This window comes from Microbispora sp. NBRC 16548, from assembly GCF_030268985.1.
Classification (GTDB): domain Bacteria; phylum Actinomycetota; class Actinomycetes; order Streptosporangiales; family Streptosporangiaceae; genus Microbispora; species Microbispora catharanthi.
The window spans coordinates 546,241-561,966 of sequence record NZ_BSSF01000001.1; the positions used below are offsets into that span (position 1 = coordinate 546,241).

At 71.7% G+C, this 15,726-nt stretch carries 12 protein-coding genes; 8 read left to right on the forward strand and 4 right to left on the reverse strand.

The genetic code is table 11. The annotated features are described in order from the left end of the window. Window positions 1-288 precede the first annotated feature (288 nt). Window positions 289-1,326, forward strand: coding sequence for a uroporphyrinogen decarboxylase (hemE, locus tag QSK36_RS02450; RefSeq protein ID WP_139574685.1), 1,038 nt, complete (start codon window positions 289-291; stop codon window positions 1,324-1,326). A 12-nt stretch (window positions 1,327-1,338) separates the two neighbouring features. Here the strand turns inward: hemE and QSK36_RS02455 are convergent, their stop codons facing one another. The 3 genes from QSK36_RS02455 to QSK36_RS02465 all read right to left on the reverse strand — a co-directional run bounded on the left by QSK36_RS02455 (window position 1,339) and on the right by QSK36_RS02465 (window position 7,200). Beyond that, window positions 1,339-2,451: a DUF4349 domain-containing protein gene (locus QSK36_RS02455; protein ID WP_285781176.1), complete on the reverse strand. Its 1,113-nt coding sequence runs from the start codon at window positions 2,449-2,451 to the stop codon at window positions 1,339-1,341. A 169-nt stretch (window positions 2,452-2,620) separates the two neighbouring features. Continuing rightward, window positions 2,621-5,935 carry a PQQ-dependent sugar dehydrogenase gene (locus QSK36_RS02460; RefSeq protein ID WP_285781177.1) on the reverse strand — a complete coding sequence of 1,105 codons (3,315 nt, stop codon included), beginning with the start codon at window positions 5,933-5,935 and terminating at the stop codon, window positions 2,621-2,623. 125 nt (window positions 5,936-6,060) lie between these two features. Continuing rightward, window positions 6,061-7,200, reverse strand: a complete 1,140-nt coding sequence (locus QSK36_RS02465) for a sugar phosphate isomerase/epimerase family protein (protein WP_183536335.1) — start codon at window positions 7,198-7,200, stop codon at window positions 6,061-6,063. A gap of 410 nt (window positions 7,201-7,610) precedes the next feature. On the opposite strand from QSK36_RS02465, the gene QSK36_RS02470 reads away from it, so the two are divergent. From QSK36_RS02470 to QSK36_RS02500, 7 genes are read left to right on the forward strand one after another with little or no spacing between them, the layout of a single operon-like run. After that, complete coding sequence (locus QSK36_RS02470) at window positions 7,611-8,753, forward strand: inositol-3-phosphate synthase (protein ID WP_285781178.1); 1,143 nt, start codon at window positions 7,611-7,613, stop codon at window positions 8,751-8,753. Further along, a complete protein-coding gene (locus tag QSK36_RS02475; RefSeq protein ID WP_285781179.1) occupies window positions 8,750-9,595 on the forward strand; it encodes an SCO3242 family prenyltransferase in 846 nt (281 codons plus the stop codon). The genes QSK36_RS02470 and QSK36_RS02475 overlap by 4 nt, the downstream gene beginning before the upstream one ends. Continuing rightward, a complete protein-coding gene (locus QSK36_RS02480) occupies window positions 9,592-10,443 on the forward strand; it encodes a sugar phosphate isomerase/epimerase family protein (RefSeq protein ID WP_285781180.1) in 852 nt (283 codons plus the stop codon). Before QSK36_RS02475 ends, QSK36_RS02480 begins: the two co-directional genes overlap by 4 nt. Beyond that, on the forward strand, window positions 10,409-10,912 hold the full coding sequence (locus QSK36_RS02485) for an EboA domain-containing protein (protein WP_139574690.1): 504 nt from the start codon (window positions 10,409-10,411) through the stop codon (window positions 10,910-10,912). Before QSK36_RS02480 ends, QSK36_RS02485 begins: the two co-directional genes overlap by 35 nt. A gap of 5 nt (window positions 10,913-10,917) precedes the next feature. Continuing rightward, complete coding sequence (locus QSK36_RS02490; protein ID WP_183536341.1) at window positions 10,918-11,760, forward strand: TatD family hydrolase; 843 nt, start codon at window positions 10,918-10,920, stop codon at window positions 11,758-11,760. 2 nt (window positions 11,761-11,762) lie between these two features. Further along, on the forward strand, window positions 11,763-12,884 hold the full coding sequence (eboE, locus tag QSK36_RS02495; protein ID WP_183536343.1) for a metabolite traffic protein EboE: 1,122 nt from the start codon (window positions 11,763-11,765) through the stop codon (window positions 12,882-12,884). Continuing rightward, on the forward strand, window positions 12,884-14,209 hold the full coding sequence (locus QSK36_RS02500) for an alkaline phosphatase family protein (RefSeq protein WP_183536345.1): 1,326 nt from the start codon (window positions 12,884-12,886) through the stop codon (window positions 14,207-14,209). The genes eboE and QSK36_RS02500 overlap by 1 nt, the downstream gene beginning before the upstream one ends. Window positions 14,210-14,274: 65 nt before the next feature. Here QSK36_RS02500 and QSK36_RS02505 read toward each other — a convergent pair whose 3' ends face one another. Then, window positions 14,275-15,453 carry an ROK family transcriptional regulator gene (locus QSK36_RS02505; RefSeq protein WP_183537442.1) on the reverse strand — a complete coding sequence of 393 codons (1,179 nt, stop codon included), beginning with the start codon at window positions 15,451-15,453 and terminating at the stop codon, window positions 14,275-14,277. Between the last annotated feature and the right edge of the window lie 273 nt (window positions 15,454-15,726).

The window sequence follows — 15,726 nt, forward strand, 5'->3', positions numbered from 1 at the left end:
CGCTCCGGGGCCTCTCGTCGGATCCACGGTCGTGGCGGTCGCTCGGGACTGATCCGACGTTGGCACGTCCCGGCGACATTTCCCCGCATCGCACTCGGCGTGTCTCGAAAGTGGTATTGGAATCGATGCCGGATGGCCGATTGGCGAACACATTGCCGAGCTGTGAGATGACTCACAGGAGGGGATGGGGTTCACCTTACGCGATCAACGGCCATCCTCGCGTCGTTCTGGAGCCCCAGGTCGTGGGTCCGGGCACAGGGCGGCGTGGGGACATGGCAGGCTGGTGCCGTGAAACCCCAGCTCGCCGATTCCGTTTTCATTCGCGCCTGCCGGCGCGAGCCCGTTCCGTACACGCCCGTGTGGTACATGCGCCAGGCCGGGCGGTCACTGCCCGAGTACCGCAGGGTGCGCGCGGGCGTCGAGATGCTCACCGCCTGCGCCACGCCCGACCTCGTGGTCGAGATCACCATGCAGCCGGTCCGCAGGTACGGCACGGACGCGGCGATCTTCTTCAGCGACATCGTGGTCCCGCTCAAGGCCGTCGGCGTCGACCTTGACATCAAGCCGGGCGTCGGCCCGGTCGTCGGAACCCCCATCCGCGACAAGGCGGGCATGGAGGTCCTGCGGCCGCTGGAGCCGGACGACGTCCCCTATGTGACGGAGGCGGTCGGCGCGCTCACCGGCGAGCTGGGCGGCACCCCGCTGATCGGCTTCGCCGGAGGGCCCTTCACGCTCGCGTCGTACCTGATCGAGGGCGGCCCCTCCAAGAACCACGACCGCACCAAGGCCATGATGTACGGCGAGCCCGAGCTGTGGCACGAGCTGATGGAGCGGCTCGGCGCGATCACGCTCGCCTTCCTGCGCGTGCAGGTGGCGGCGGGGGCCTCGGCCGTCCAGCTCTTCGACTCGTGGGTGGGCGCGGTCGCGCCGCAGGACTACCGCACCTACGTGCTGCCGCACACCGGCAGGATCTTCGCCGGCCTGGCGGACCTCGGCGTGCCGCGCATCCATTTCGGCGTCGGCACCGGCGAGCTGCTCGGCCTCATGGGCGAGGCCGGCGCCGACGTGGTGGGCGTCGACTGGCGGGTGCCCCTCGACGAGGCCGCGCTGCGCGTGGGCGCCGGCAAGGCCCTGCAGGGCAACCTCGACCCGGCGATCCTGCTCGCGCCCTGGGAGGTCGTCGAGAGGCGGGCCAGGGACGTGCTCGAACGCGGCCGGGTGGCCGAGGGGCACGTGTTCAACCTCGGCCACGGCGTGCTTCCCTCGACCGACCCCGACCAGCTCGCCCGGCTCACCGACTTCGTCCACGAGTCGTCGGCCCGCTGAGGCGCTGGATCCCTACCCCGGCGTGCGCTCGGATTCCCGGCCCTGATCCTGGTTCTCGTCCCGGTCCTCGCGGTCCTCGCGGGGAGCCGGCTCGGGCGAGCCGAGGTGCGGCTGCCCGGCGGGGCCGCCCGTGGGCGCGGGACCCGCCGGGAAGCCGGGCCCGTGCCCGGGAGGAACGGGCCCGGGGGGTACGGCACCGGGGGGCACGGGACCGGCCGGCGGGGCGGCACGGCGGCGCATCCGGCGCATGATGACCCGGACGGCCAGCCACACCACCCCGGCCACGACGATCCAGGGCAGCAGCGCGCCCAGCACGGTCAGCGCCATCACGGTCGACGCGGTCAGGGTGTCCCACCCGGCGCGCAGGCCGGCGAGGAAGCCGGTCTCGTCCTCCTTCTTCTCGGGCCGGGCCCAGGGCTTGGGCGGGAGCACCAGGGTGAGCGTCACGGTGGCCATGCCGGTCTGCGCCTCCAGGGCCTTCTGCCTGGCCTGCAGCGACTCCAGATCGGCCTCGCGGCTGGAGATCTCCCGCTCGATCTCCAGGATCTCGCCGATCTTGTTCGCCTTCGACAGCAGCGTACGGAACTGCCCGAGGGCGGCCTCGGCCGACTTCACCCGGCTGGCGACGTCGGCGACCTCCTCGGTGACGTCCTGCGCGTTCTGCTGCACCGACGTGCGTGTGCCGAGGTCGCGTCCGAGCTGGGCCAGCACGTCGGCGTAGCGCGCCGGGGGCACCTTGAACGCGATCGTCGACCGGTCGCCGCCGGAGACGGACTCGCTGCGCTCCTCGGCGACGTACCCGCCCGCGCCCGTCACGATCGCCTTCGCGCGGTCGGCCGCCGCCGTGACGTCCTTGGCCTCGACGGTGAGCTCGGCCTGGTAGATGATCGCCCGGTCGGCCGGGTCGATCCTGGTCTTCTCCTGCCCGCCGCTCGCGTCACCCGTGGCGGGCGCCCGTCCCCCGCTCTGGTCCGTGGCCCCGGCCGTGGCGGCCTCCCCGGCCGGCGCCATGGGAGCGGCGGCGCTGCCGGCCGTGTCGCTGCTGGATTCGCCCGAGCCGCCGCACCCCGTCAACAGAAAGGCGACGGCCGCCAGGGCCGCCGCGCCGTACCGGATTCGCCTCATGTCCTTTACATCGGTTCGCCGATGTGGACAGTTCGACGCCGGCGATCACGATGGCATCACGATGCCGCCGTGGTCGCCGGCGCCTCTGTTTTCGGGGGGTGAGAAGGCTGTGGGGGGTGTAGGGCCCCGTGGGTCCGGCCGGGCCGGGCCGGACCCACGGGACGTCTGGCTAGCCGCGCAGCCGCTCGATGAGCGCCTTCGCGTCGCGGATGAGCGCGTCGCTCGCGGCCTTGTCGGTCACCCTCTTGGGGTCGCCGGCGAAGCCGGTGAACCGCTCCAGGGCCTTGATCGCGTTGTCCTTCTTGCCCATGCCGGCCTGGCCGGCCGCCTGGTCGAGCTGCGCGATCAGGACGTCGCCGTCCTCGGTCAGCGTGCCGGCGCTCCGGAAGGCGGTGAGGAGGGCCTTCACGTCCTCGAAGGAGGTCGTGACGGTGAAGGTCACGGACTTCTTCGTGGTCTGCCCGGCCTTGTCCTTGGCGGTCACGACCAGCTCGTTCTCGCCGAGCGGCAGCTTCCACAGGGGCAGCGCCTCGCCCGACTCGACCTGCAGGTCGCCGACGGCCGCCGTCACGCTCGCCACCCCGGACGCCGCGTCCGTGGCGGAGAAGACGGGCGTGATGGAGGTGGAGTCGCCGTGGTCGCCGGACTCGACGCCGCTCACGGTCAGCGCGGGCGCGGTCTTGTCGATCTTCACCGTGACGGTGCCGATCTGCGAGACGTTGCCGCCGCTGTCGGTCGCGCGGTAGCGGACCTCCGTGGCGCCCTCGGTGCTGAACGTCACCGGGTTGTTGGCGTTCGACCAGGTGGTGCCGCCGTTGATCGAGTACTGCCGGCTCGACACCGTGCCGTTGTCGGTCGCGGTGACCGTCATCGTCACGTTGCCGGTGTACCAGCCGTTCTCACCGTTCGGCTGGGCCGGGTTGAGCGTGGCCGTCACGGTCGGCGGGGTCTTGTCGGCGACGCCGTCGCCCGCGAAGGTGAACGCGTCCACGTCCACGCCGCCGGTCGAGGTGACGTACAGCTTGCCGCTGCCCGTGGGGGCGTTCTTCAGGTCGGTCGTCACCGTCTGCCAGCCGGCGCCGGCCGGGATTGCGACGGTCGCGAACGGGGCCGCGGTCGGCGAGTTCCAGCGCAGCGACAGGGTGCCCGCTCCGGTGGCAACGGTCTTCACCGAGGTGATGCCGGAGAAGTTCACCGGGTCGTAGCCGATGTAGTCGCCGGCGTCGAACGAGGTGACCTTGTTGAGGCCGGACGCCGTCTCGTCCTGGGTCTTGGTGACGCCCTTGCTGTCGTCCCCGTGCTCGGCCTGCATGAGCTTCGGGTTGAGGATCAGCGTCGCGTCGCTGCTCGCGCCGGGGATGCCGTTGGCGCCGTTGTCGCGGTAGCTGACCACGACGACGCCGAAGATGTTCTCGGTCTCGCCGTGCTCGGGCGCGTCGGCCGGGGTCGCCCAGGTGACGGTGCAGCCGGTGCCCGTGGTGATCGGGTGGGCGTGCGTGTCGTGGCCGAGGCCGAAGGTCCACGCGACCCTGCTGCAGGTCGGGTTGTCGCCGTCCTCCTGGTCGGTCACCTTGACCTTGAACGGAACCGCGTTGCCCCAGTCGATGAAGCCGCCGTCGCCGGGGGTCTCGATGCTGACCGTGGGCGCGGTGTTGCCGACGGTGATCTCGGTCGTGGCGAGGCCGAACCTGCCGCCCGCGTCGGTGACGCGGAGCCGGGCGGTGTACTGCCCGAGCTTGTCGTAGGTGTGGCTCGCGGTCACGCCCTTGGCGTCGAAGGTGCCGTTGCCGTCGAAGTCCCACTCGTAGGTGAGGTCGCCCGCCTCGGAGTCGGTGGACTTGGCGCCGCTGAACTGGACGGTGAGCGGCGCCTGGCTGCCCGACGTCTTGTCGACGGTGATCTTCGCCTGCGGCGCCTTGTTGCCGGGCGAGTAGTCGATGCGGTAGAGGCCCGAGTCGGGGTTGGCGCGGAAGAAGCCGTCGCCGTACTCGAGCACGTACAGCGCCCCGTCGGGGCCGAACTCGAGGTCCATCGGGTTGTCCGTGATGGGCATCGCCATCTTGGTCAGCTCGGCGTTCGGCAGGACCTGCTCGATCTTCGACACCGGGCCGTCCGGGCCGGACACGGTGAACGCTGCCAGGTAGTCCTGGGAGAACTCCCCGAAGAAGAACTTGTTGTCCCAGTACGCGGGGAACTTCGTCGTCGAGGGGTTGTCCGCGTCGTAGTGGTAGACCGGGCCGCCCATCGGGGCCTGGCCGTTCTGCACCGGGTCGAACTCGGTCAGCCCGGACCACTCGGCCGGCTGGTCGCTCGCGCGGTCGCCGTAGTACAGGTCGGCCGGGGTCGCCGGGGGCAGCTTCTCCAGGCCGGTGTTCCACACGGAGTTGTTGGTCGGACCGCCCGCGCAGTCGAAGAACTCACGCGGCTTGGAGTTCGCGTAGTCCCAGTGGTTGTAGTTGAAGTTGTCGCCGGTGCAGTACGGCCAGCCGCCGTTCATCGGCTTGTTCAGCGGGGTGACGTTCCACTCGACGTACCCCATCGGGCCGCGGTTGGGGTCGGCGGCGCCGGCGTCCGGTCCGTAGTCGCCCCACGACAGCGTGCCGGTCTTCCCGTCGACGTCCATGCGGAACGGGTTCCGCACGCCCATCACGAAGATCTCGGGCCTGGTCTTGGCGGTGCCCTTCGGGAACAGGTTGCCGTCCGGGACGGTGTAGGAGCCGTCCGCGCCCACCTTGATCCGCAGGATCTTGCCGCGCAGGTCGTTGGTGTTGCCCGCGCCGCGGCGGTCGTCGAAGCCGGGGTTCATGCCGGGGGCGTCGTTGTTGGGTGCCATGCCGTTGGCGCCGGGGGTGCTGGCCGGGGTGTTGTCACCGGTGGCCAGGTAGAGGTTGCCGTCATCGTCCCAGTCGAAGTCACCCGCGACGTGGCAGCACTGCCCGCGGTTGGTCCCGACCTTGATGATGACCTGCTCGGTGGACAGGTCGAGCTTGTCGCCGTCCCACTTGAACCGGGAGAGCTGGTTGTAGCCCTTCCACTGGTCCCAGTACGACTCGTCGGCGCCCGCGGGCAGGGAGTTGGGCGCGGAGCCGGTCGGAGTCGTCTCCGGGTACGGCCCGGTCATCTTCCTGGGGGCGTAGTAGACGTAGACCCACTTGTTGTTCGCGAAGTCGGGGTCGAGGCCGATCGTCTGCAGGCCGTCTTCGGAGTTGTTGTAGACGTCGATCGTGTTGACGACCTTGGTGACGCCGGTGGCGGGGTCGGTCATCCGGATGTCGCCGTTGCGGGCGGTGTGCAGCACCCGGCTGTCCGGCAGGATCGCCATGTCGATCGGCTCGCCGACGTCCTTGGTGAGGGTGACCTTCTCGTAGTTCTCCCAGTGCAGCGCGTCTTCGTGCGCCTGGGCCGGAGCGGCGGTGAGCGTCGCCGCGAACGGGAGCGTCAACGCGGCGGCGAGACCGCCGACCAGTATGCGAGTACGCTTCAAGTCTGCTGCGCCTCTTCTTTCAGGGGGGTGGCAGGAAAAGGCGGGCCGCCGCGTGCCGGTGGAACGGGTCGAACGCGTGGCGGTCCGCCATACTCAGGTGACCAGCCGAACTGCTCGGGCGGGCCTCAGCCGCGGAGCTTGGCGATGTTGTTGTAGCTCAGCTCCGCGTACTGCAGCGACTGCGCCGGGTTGGCGGTGCCGCCGGGGGCGTTGTCCTGCTCGTACATCGGGTTGTGGTAGCCCTTGGCGCCCATCTCGGAGAAGAAGCTCTTGTAGTCGATGTCGCCGGTGCCGAACGGAACCATGTCGTAGCCGTTGGAGGTACCGGTGTTGATCTTGCCGTCCTTGGCGTGGAACAGCGGGAACCGCATCGTCTGGGCCTGCACGACGCCGAGCGGGTTGAAGACCTGCGTCTGGGTGGAGCCGTCGGCCGCGGTGTAGGTCTTGTACTTGTACTGGGCCACGTGCGCCCAGAAGATGTCCATCTCCAGCCAGACCTTGCCGGGGTCGGTCTGCTGCAGGAAGTACTCGAGGCGCCGGATGCCGGAGGAACGGGTGGGCCGGCCCCGGTCGTCGAGCGGGCCGCTGTCGAGCAGGAAGCTGTAGGCCACGTCGTGGTTGTGGGTGTACAGCTTGAGGCCGGCCGCGGTGGCGATCTCGCCGAGCGCGTTCCACTTCTCGGCGGCCACGTCCCAGTCGGCCTTGTAGGCGCTGCCGGTCGGGTCGCTGCCGGTGCCCACCTGGCCCATGCCGAGGATGTTGGCGATCTCCAGGTGGAGCTTGAAGCGGTCGAGGTCGGCCTGGCTCAGCGGCCAGGAGCCGGGGATGAAGCCGTGGTTGCCCTCGGCCTCCAGACCGTTGTCGTCCAGCCAGGTGCGCAGCAGGCGGGCGCCCTCGACGCTCTCCAGGCTGGCGCCGCCCTCGGCGTTGGCGTGCTGGCCGTAGCCGGCGAACTCCACCTGCTTGTAGCCGATCCGGCTGAGCTCCTGCAGCACAGCGCGGAAGCCGGACGGGAGGGTGGTCGACCCCGGGTCACGCGAGATGGCGTCGCGGACGGTGTACAGGATGATTCCCCGCTTGCCGGGCGGCACGAGCACGCCGTTGCCCGCGGTCGCCGCACGCGCGGCCGACTTCATCGGGCCGGCCGCGGCCACGGCGGCGGCCGCCGCCATGCCGGTCGTGGCCGCGAGGAACTGGCGGCGGTTCAGCCCCAGCCTGCGTCCGAGGTTGCCGGCCGTCTCCATCTCTTCTTCGTACGCGCTCATCGTCTTGCCAACTCCATCTGCGTGAAGAACCTTGATCCCCCGATGACGCGGGCGTGCCGCGGGTGACTCCGCTCCTTCGCCTCACTCCGGCCCCTTGTGACTGTGCGGAGCACTTGGCGAGCAAGTTACGCGACTTTTACTTAACGGGGAAGAAGTTTTTCCATGATCTTTTGAACTTTCTCTTCCCAAAGGACAAAGTCCGAGGTTCGGTGAGGGCTCACACGTCGGCTGCCGCCGCGGTCCCCGCCGCGGCGCGGCCGTGAGGGTCGGCGCCCGGGGTCTCGTCGCGCTGGTGGGTGAACTTTCTGTACCCCCGCGAGAAACTTTTGCTTGTCAGTGACGAAAGATCCCTCTTACTATCCGAATGTTCCGGGGTCATCCTTCATACCCGAGTTGACGGGAGAGTTACAGTGCCCATCGGTGTCTGGCTGGTCGGCGCCCGGGGGTCCGTCGCGACCACGGCGGTGGTCGGGGCGGCAGCGGTTCGCGCGGGAGCGGCCCCGCCCACCGGCTGTGTCATCGAGGCCGCGGACTTCCCCGGGGACTTCACCCCCCTGGGCGACCTGGTGTTCGGCGGTCACGACGTGGTCGCCACACCGCTGCGCAAGAGGGCCGAGCTGCTCACCCAGGCGGGCGTGCTCCCTCCCGTCCTGGCGACCCTGCTCGCCGCCGACCTCGACGCCGCCGAGGCCGAGATCAGGCACGGCTACGTCCCCGGCGAGGAGAGCCAGGCGGAGGCCGCGCGGCGACTGGCCGGCGACATCGCGGACTTCCGGGAGCGGCACGGCCTGTCCCGCGTCGTCGTGGTGGACGTGTCGTCGACCGAGCCCCCCGCCGAGGTGCCGTACGCCACGCTCGCCGACCTGGAGGAGGCGCTCGCGTCCGGCCGGGACGCGCTGCCCGCCAGCTCCCTGTACGCCTACGCGGCCTTCACGGCCGGATGCGGCTACGTCGCGTTCACCCCCTCAGCGGGCCCGACGCCGCCCGCGCTGGACGAACTGGCCCGGCGGGGCGGCCTGCCGTACGCGGGACGTGACGGCAAGACCGGGGAGACGCTGGTCAAGAGCGCGCTCGCGCCGATGTTCGCCGGCCGCGCGCTGCGGGTCCGCTCGTGGTCGGGGCTCAACCTCCTCGGCGGCGGCGACGGTGCCACACTGGCCGACCCGGCGGCCCGGGAGAGCAAGTCGGCGAGCAAGGCGCGGGCCGTCCCCGCGATCGTGGGCGAGGACGTCGAGGGCCTGACGCACATCGACTACGTGGCCGACCTCGGCGAGTGGAAGACCGCCTGGGACCACATCACGTTCGAAGGATTCCTCGGCGTCCGGATGACCATGCAGTTCACCTGGCAGGGCTGCGACTCGGCGCTCGCCGCCCCGCTCGTCCTCGACCTCGTCCGGCTCGTCGCGCGGGCCCACGAGGCCGGGCACAGCGGCGTGCTCCCCGAGCTCGGCTACTTCTTCAAGGACCCGCTGGGCGGCGCGGGGCACGACCTGCCCACCCAGTACGCCCGCCTGGTGGCGTTCGCGCAGGCCCTGTCGGAGGGGCGGTCGTGAGGGCCTGGCTGGAGCTGGTCCGCGCGCCCGCCGCGCTGTCGGTTCCCGGGGACACGCTCGCCGGCGCGGCGGCGGCCGGGCGATCGGTCCGGCCCGGCCTCGCCGCCGCGTCGGTGCTGCTCTACTGGGCCGGAATGGCGCTCAACGACTGGTCCGACCGGGAGATCGACGCGAAGGAGCGGCCGGAACGGCCCATCCCCTCCGGCCGGATCAGCCCGGAAGGGGCGCTCGGCCTCGCCGCCGCGCTGACCGGCGCCGGGGTGGCCACCGCCGCGGTCTTCGGCGGACGGCGCGGGCTCGCGCTCGCGGGCCTGCTCGCCGGCGCCGCCTGGGCCTACGACCTGCGCCTCAAGCACACGGCCGCGGGCCCGGCCGCGATGGCGGCCTGCCGCGCGCTCGACGTCCTGCTCGGGGCGGGCCCGCACACGCGGGCGGCCGCCCCCATGGCGCTGGCCGTCGGCGCCCACACCTACGGGATCACCCTGCTCGGCCGCGCCGAGGTGGACGGCGCCACCCCCGCGACCGTCACCCAGGCGCTGGCCGCGACCGGCGCGTCCGCGGCGCTGGCCGCCGTCGCCTGCCGCGGCGGCGAGACCACGGGGCGGCTGGGTGCCGCAGTGATGATCGCCGGCTACCTCGCCACCGCCGGAAGGGCCCAGGCGGCGCTGCGCGCCGACCCCGACCCCGAGCAGGTGCGGCAGGCGGTGCGGATGAGCATCCTCGGCCTGATCCCGCTGCAGGCGGCCGCGGTGGCCGGGCGGGGCAGGCTCGCCCAGGCGGCGGCGCTGCTGGCCGCGCTGCCGGCCGGCCGGTGGCTGTCGGCGAAGGTGGCCACGTCGTGAGCGTGCCTATGAACTGGGCCTACTGCACCAACGGCTTCCGCGACCATCCGCTCGACCAGACGCTGGAGGTGCTCGCCGACCTCGGCTACACCGGCGCCGCGGTCACGCTCGACCACGGGCACCTCATGCCCGGCGCGTCCCCGGCGGAGGTCGGGCGCATCGCGGCGCTCGCCGGGCGGCTCGGCCTGGCCCTCGCCGTGGAGACGGGCGGCAGGTACACGCTCGACCCCCGGCGCAAGCACTTCCCGACGCTGCTGCACGACGAGGCCGAGGCGCGGGTGCGCTTCCTGTGCCGGGCCATGCGGATCGCGGCCGACCTCGGCGCCCCCGTGGTGCACCTGTGGAGCGGCATCCGCCCGCCCGAGGTGCCCGAGGCCGAGGCGTGGGACCGGCTCGTACGGCACTGCGAGCGCCTGCTCTCCGAAGCGGACGAGGCGGGCGTCACGCTCGGGTTCGAGCCCGAGCCGGGCATGCTCGTGGCGGACCTCGCCGGATACGAACGGCTGCGCGACCTGCTCGGCGGGCACCCGAGGTTCGGCCTCACCCTCGACATCGGGCACTGCCGCTGCCTGGAGCCGTACGACGTGCCCGAGTGCGTCGAGCGGGCGCTGTCGCACCTGGTGCACGTGCAGATCGAGGACATGCGGCGGGGCGTCCACGAGCATCTCGAGTTCGGCGAGGGCGAGATCGACTTCCCGCCCGCACTCGCCGCCCTCGACGGCTTCGGCGGGCTGGTCGCCGTCGAACTGGCCAGGCACAGCCACGCGGCGCCCGAGGTGGCGAGAAGGTCGATCGAATTCCTGAGGAGGGCACATGACCTGGCTGGCGCGGGCCGTAGCCGACGTTGAGCGCGACCCGGAGACCGTCTACGCGCTGTTCCCGCGGGCCGCGCGGGAGGGCGGCCCCGGCGCCCGTGCCGAGCTGCTCGGCGCGCTGGCGAAGGCCCTGCCCGACCCGGCGGCGGCCGTCATGAAGCTCTACTGGCAGGGCGACGCGGGGGAGCGGCTGGAGATCCTGGAGTCGCTTCCGCAGCTCGACCTCGGTCCGGCCGCTCTCCCGCTCGTCCACGACGCCCTGCGGACCAACGACACCCGGCTGGTCGCCGCCGCGCTCGGCCCGTACGGCTCGGCCTGGCTGGACGACCACGCCTTCCGGCAGGGCGTGCTCAAGTGCGTCTTCATGTCCGTCCCGCTCGCGTCGGTCGAGGGCCTCGGCCGCCGGTTCGACGAGGAGCTGCGGCGCATGCTCGCCGACTTCGCCGCCGAGCGCCGCGCTGCCGGGCGTCCCGTTCCCCCCGACGTTCTCGAGAGGCTCTGATTCCGATGAGGATCTTCGATCCCCACGTCCACATGACGTCCCGCACGACGGACGACTACGAGCGCATGTACGCCGCCGGGGTCCGTGCCGTCGTGGAGCCCGCCTTCTGGCTCGGCCAGCCGCGCACGAACGTCGGCAGCTTCCTCGACTACTTCGACGCGCTGCTGGGCTGGGAGCCCTACCGCGCCGCGCAGTACGGCATCCGCCACCACTGCACGCTCGCGCTCAACCCGAAGGAGGCCAACGACCCGCGCTGCGCGGGCGTGCTGGACGAGCTGCCCCGCTACCTGCTGAAGGACTCGGTGGTCGCGGTCGGCGAGGTGGGCTACGACTCGATGACGCCGGAGGAGGACCGCGTCTTCGAGGCCCAGCTCGCGCTCGCCGAGGAGCACGGCCTGCCGGTGCTCGTGCACACGCCGCACCGCGACAAGGCGGCCGGCACCCGGCGCACGCTCGACGTGGTCAAGGGCATGGACCCCGGCGCGGTGCTGGTCGACCACCTCAACGAGCTGACCGTCGGCATGGTCCACGAGGCCGGCTGCTGGATGGGCTTCTCGATCTACCCGGACACGAAGATGGACCCCCAGCGGATGGTGGCGATCCTCAAGGAGTACGGCACGGAGCGGATGATCGTGAACTCCGCCGCCGACTGGGGACGCAGCGACGTGCTCAAGACCCGCGAGGTCGGCGAGGCCATGCTGGCCGCCGGGTTCACCGACGACGACGTCGACCGGGTGCTGTGGCGCAACCCCGTCGCGTTCTACGGCCGGAGCGGCCGCCTGTCGCTGGACGACGTCGAGTCGGGCGGCGACTACGAGGGCAACACGATCCTGCGCGGGACGCGCTGACCATGCGCCTGCTCCATCCCTCCGGCTCCGTCGTCCACCTGGCCTACTGCACCAACGTCCACCCCGCCGAGGACCTCGCCGGGATCCACGGGCAGCTGTCCGGCGTCGCCGCCCGGGTGCGGGCGCTGACCGGCGCGCCGGTGCTCGGCCTCGGGCTGTGGCTGTCGTCCGCCGCGGCGCGGGCGCTGCGGGCCGACCCCGGCGAACTGGCGCGGCTGCGCGCCCGGCTGGACGAGCTGGGGCTGGAGGTCGTCACCCTCAACGGCTTCCCCTATCAGGGCTTCCACGACCAGGTCGTGAAACTCCGGGTGTACCGGCCCGACTGGGCGGAGCCGGAGCGGCTCGCCTACACCCTCGACCTGGCCGAGATCCTCACCGCGCTGCTGCCGGACGACGTGAGCGAGGGCTCGATCTCGACCCTGCCCCTCGCCTGGCGCACCGGCTGGACGCCGGACAAGGCCGCGGCCGTCGCCGCCAACCTGGACGCGCTCACCCGGGGCCTGCGGGCGCTGGCGGAGCGCACCGGCAAGACGATCCGCGTCGGGTTCGAGCCCGAGCCGGGCTGCATCGTGGAGACCACCCCCCAGGCGGTCGAGCTGCTCGCAGGCACGGATCCCGCGCACCTCGGCGTCTGCCTGGACGCCTGCCACCTCGCCGTCGGCTTCGAGGAGGCCGCCGACGCGGCCGGCCTGGGGCTGCCGATCGTCAAGCTCCAGGTCTCGTCCGCCGTCGAGGCGCCGCCGGGCGGCCAGCGGGCCCTGGCGGCGTACGAGGAGGAGCGGTATCTTCACCAGACGCGCTGCGCGGCCGGATACGCCGACGACCTGCCGGAGGCGCTGGCCGGCGGGCTCCCGGCCGACCTGCCGTGGCGCACGCACTTCCACATGCCGCTGCACGCCGCGCCCCCGCCCCCGCTCACCACGACCACTCCGTACCTGGAGGACCTGCTCGGGCGGCTCATGACCCCGCACGGGGACCTCGCCGCGCCCCTCACCCGGCACCTCGAGGTCGAGACCTACACCTGGAGCGTGCTGCCCGGCCCGGTGGACGTCGCCGAGGGCATCGCGGCCGAGCTGGACTGGACCCGGCGGCGGCTCGCCGCCCTCGGACTTAAGGAGATCTGATGGCGCCCGTCGTCGTCGTGAACGTCGTCGGCCTGACCCCGCGCCTGCTGGCGCACATGCCGAACGTGTCCAAGGTCGGCACCGCCGCGTCGCTGCGGCCCGTGCTGCCCGCCGTGACCTGTTCCGTCCAGGCCACGCTGCTGACCGGATCGATGCCGCGTGACCACGGCATCGTCGGCAACGGCTGGTACTTCCGGGACCTGGGCGAGATCTTCCTGTGGCGGCAGCACAACCGGCTGATCCAGGGCGAGCAGCTGTGGGACGCGGTGCCCGGGATCCGGACCGCCAACGTCTGCTGGTGGTACGCCATGGGCGGCTCCAGCGACTTCATCGTCACTCCGCGCCCGATCTACTACGCCGACGGGCGCAAGGAGCCCGACTGCTACACCAGGCCGCCGTCGCTGCACGACGACCTGGTCGGCGAGCTGGGCGAGTTCCCGCTGTTCACCTACTGGGGGCCGACGGCGAGCATCACCTCGTCCAAGTGGATCATCGCGGCAGCCCGCCGGATCCTCGCGAAGGAGCGGCCCGACCTGCTCATGGTCTACATCCCGCACCTCGACTACGACCTGCAGCGCTTCGGGCCCGACGCGCCCCAGGCCGTCGCGGCGGCCCGGGAGGTCGACGCCGCGCTCGCGCCGCTGCTGCGGGAGGACGCCACCGTGGTCGTGCTGTCCGAGTACGGCATCACCAACGCGTCCCGCCCCGTCGACGTCAACCGCGCGCTGCGCCGGGCCGGGCTGCTGGAGGTCTACACCCAGGACGGCATGGAGTATCTCGACCCCTGGGCCTCGCGGGCCTTCGCGGTCGCCGACCACCAGGTCGCCCACGTCTACGTGAACGACGCCGCCGACCTGCCCCGCGTACGGGACATCGTGGCCGAGCTGCCGGGCGTGGACGAGGTGCTGGGCCAGGAGGGCAAGGCGAAGTACGGCCTCGACCACGAGCGGGCCGGCGACCTCGTCGCCGTGGCGGAGCCTGACGCGTGGTTCACCTACTACTACTGGCTGTCCGACGACCGGGCGCCCGACTTCGCGAAGCTCGTGGAGATCCACCGCAAGCCCGGATACGACCCGGCGGAGCTGTTCATGGACCCGAACGACCCGCTCGTGAAACTGCGCGCCGGCACGGCGCTGGCCCGCAAGAAGCTGGGCATGCGCTACATGATGTCGGTGGTGCCGCTCGACCCGGAGCCGGTGCGCGGCAGCCACGGCCGCCTGCCCGACGCGGCGGCGGACGGGCCGGTGCTGCTCGGCCCCTTCGACAGGGACGCCTACGCCGCGACCGAGGTCAAGGGCCTGCTCACGCAGCTACTGAAGGGCTGAGCCTGTGAAGACGGCCGCCGTCCCCCCGGGGGGCGGCGGCCGTTCCGCGTCCGGAGGCCGCGGGCTCACTCGACGGAGAAGACGTGGTCGCTGATCAGCCGCGTCGCGCCGATGATCCCGGCCGTGTCGCCGAGCTCGGACAAGACGATGGGCAGGTTGCCGGTCGCCAGCGGCAGCGAGCGCTGGTAGACGACGCTGCGGATCTCCGCGAGCAGCGCGTGGCCCAGGCCGGCCACCCCGCCTCCGATGATCACCAGGCCGGGGTTGAAGAAGCTCACGAGCGAGGCCAGCACCATGCCCACGTGCCGGCCGCCCTCGCGGATCATCCGTACGGCGGCGGCGTCACCCGAGGCCGCCGCCGCGGCGACGTCCTCCGCCGTCAGCGTTTCCTCGTGTGCGAGCCGTTCCGCGAGAAAGGGGGACTCGCCCGCCTCCGCGGCGGCCTGGGCGTCGCGGGCCAGCGCCGCGCCGCCGAAGTACGCCTCAAGGCAGCCCGTGTTGCCGCACGTGCACAGCGGGCCGTCGTCGGACACCCGGATGTGGCCGATGTCACCGGCGCTGCCGGTGACCCCGCGGTAGATCTCGCCGTCGACGACGATGCCGCAGCCGACGCCGGTGCCGATCTTCACGAGCAGGAAGTCGCCGACGGCCCTGGCGAGGCCCGCGTGCAGCTCGCCGAGTGCCATGATGTTCACGTCGTTGTCCACGAGCACCGGGCAGCCGAACTCGCGGCTCAGCGTCTCCCGCACGGGGAAGCGGTCCCAGCCCGGCATGATCGGGGGCGAGACCGGTGTCCTGTCGAGGAAGCTCACCGGGCCGGGGACGCCGATCCCGACGCCGTGGATCGCGGTCGTCTCGCCGGTCCGCAGCTTGCCGACGAGCTCGAGGGCCTGCTCCAGCACGGCCTCGGGGCCGTCCCGCACGTCCGCGGGCTTCGACAGATGGCCGAGCACCTCCAGTTCGCCGTTGGTCACCCCGACGTCGATGGACGTGGCGCCGATGTCGATGCCGACGAAACGCAGGTGCGAGGCGATCCGTACGATGCCCGACCGCCGGCCGCCCCGCGAGGCCGCGAGCCCGCCGGATTCGAGGAGGTTCAGCTTGGTCAGCCGGTCGAGTTCGAGTGCGAGCTTCGACGGTGACAGACGGGCCACCTCGCCGAGTTCGGCGCGTGAACGCGCGCCGTCCTGACGCAGGAGGCGCAGGATCCGCGCCTGGTGCGGGTTCTCGGGGCGAGCCGTCATTCGCTTCACGCCGCTCTTCGGGTCGGGAATCGGGTGCGTGCCAGAAGTGACTGCACTTCTGCTCTGACTACAACAACTTTATTACAGCGAAGCCTTACTTTTTACCCTTCGGGTGAAAAGTTTCTGAGAATCTTGCGTTCCTGTCGGCTTTATCGGTCGGAGTTCCGATATGTGACTATCCGTGCTCTCTCGGTGGCAGCGAGGTTCCCCGGCTCGCGGCGGACACGCCCCGCGCCGGTGCGGGACCCGGGCGTACGGGCCGGTAGCTTTGCC

Excerpts from the sequence above, each read along its gene's own strand:
- QSK36_RS02465 (WP_183536335.1), bottom strand. The coding sequence starts at position 7,200 with ATGAGCGCGTACGAAGAAGAGATGGAGACGGCCGGCAACCTCGGACGC.
- QSK36_RS02490 (WP_183536341.1), top strand. The coding sequence starts at position 10,918 with ATGAGGATCTTCGATCCCCACGTCCACATGACGTCCCGCACGACGGAC.
- QSK36_RS02485 (WP_139574690.1), top strand. The coding sequence starts at position 10,409 with ATGACCTGGCTGGCGCGGGCCGTAGCCGACGTTGAGCGCGACCCGGAG.
- QSK36_RS02500 (WP_183536345.1), top strand. The coding sequence starts at position 12,884 with ATGGCGCCCGTCGTCGTCGTGAACGTCGTCGGCCTGACCCCGCGCCTG.
- QSK36_RS02455 (WP_285781176.1), bottom strand. The coding sequence starts at position 2,451 with ATGAGGCGAATCCGGTACGGCGCGGCGGCCCTGGCGGCCGTCGCCTTT.
- eboE (WP_183536343.1), top strand. The coding sequence starts at position 11,763 with ATGCGCCTGCTCCATCCCTCCGGCTCCGTCGTCCACCTGGCCTACTGC.
- QSK36_RS02505 (WP_183537442.1), bottom strand. The coding sequence starts at position 15,453 with ATGACGGCTCGCCCCGAGAACCCGCACCAGGCGCGGATCCTGCGCCTC.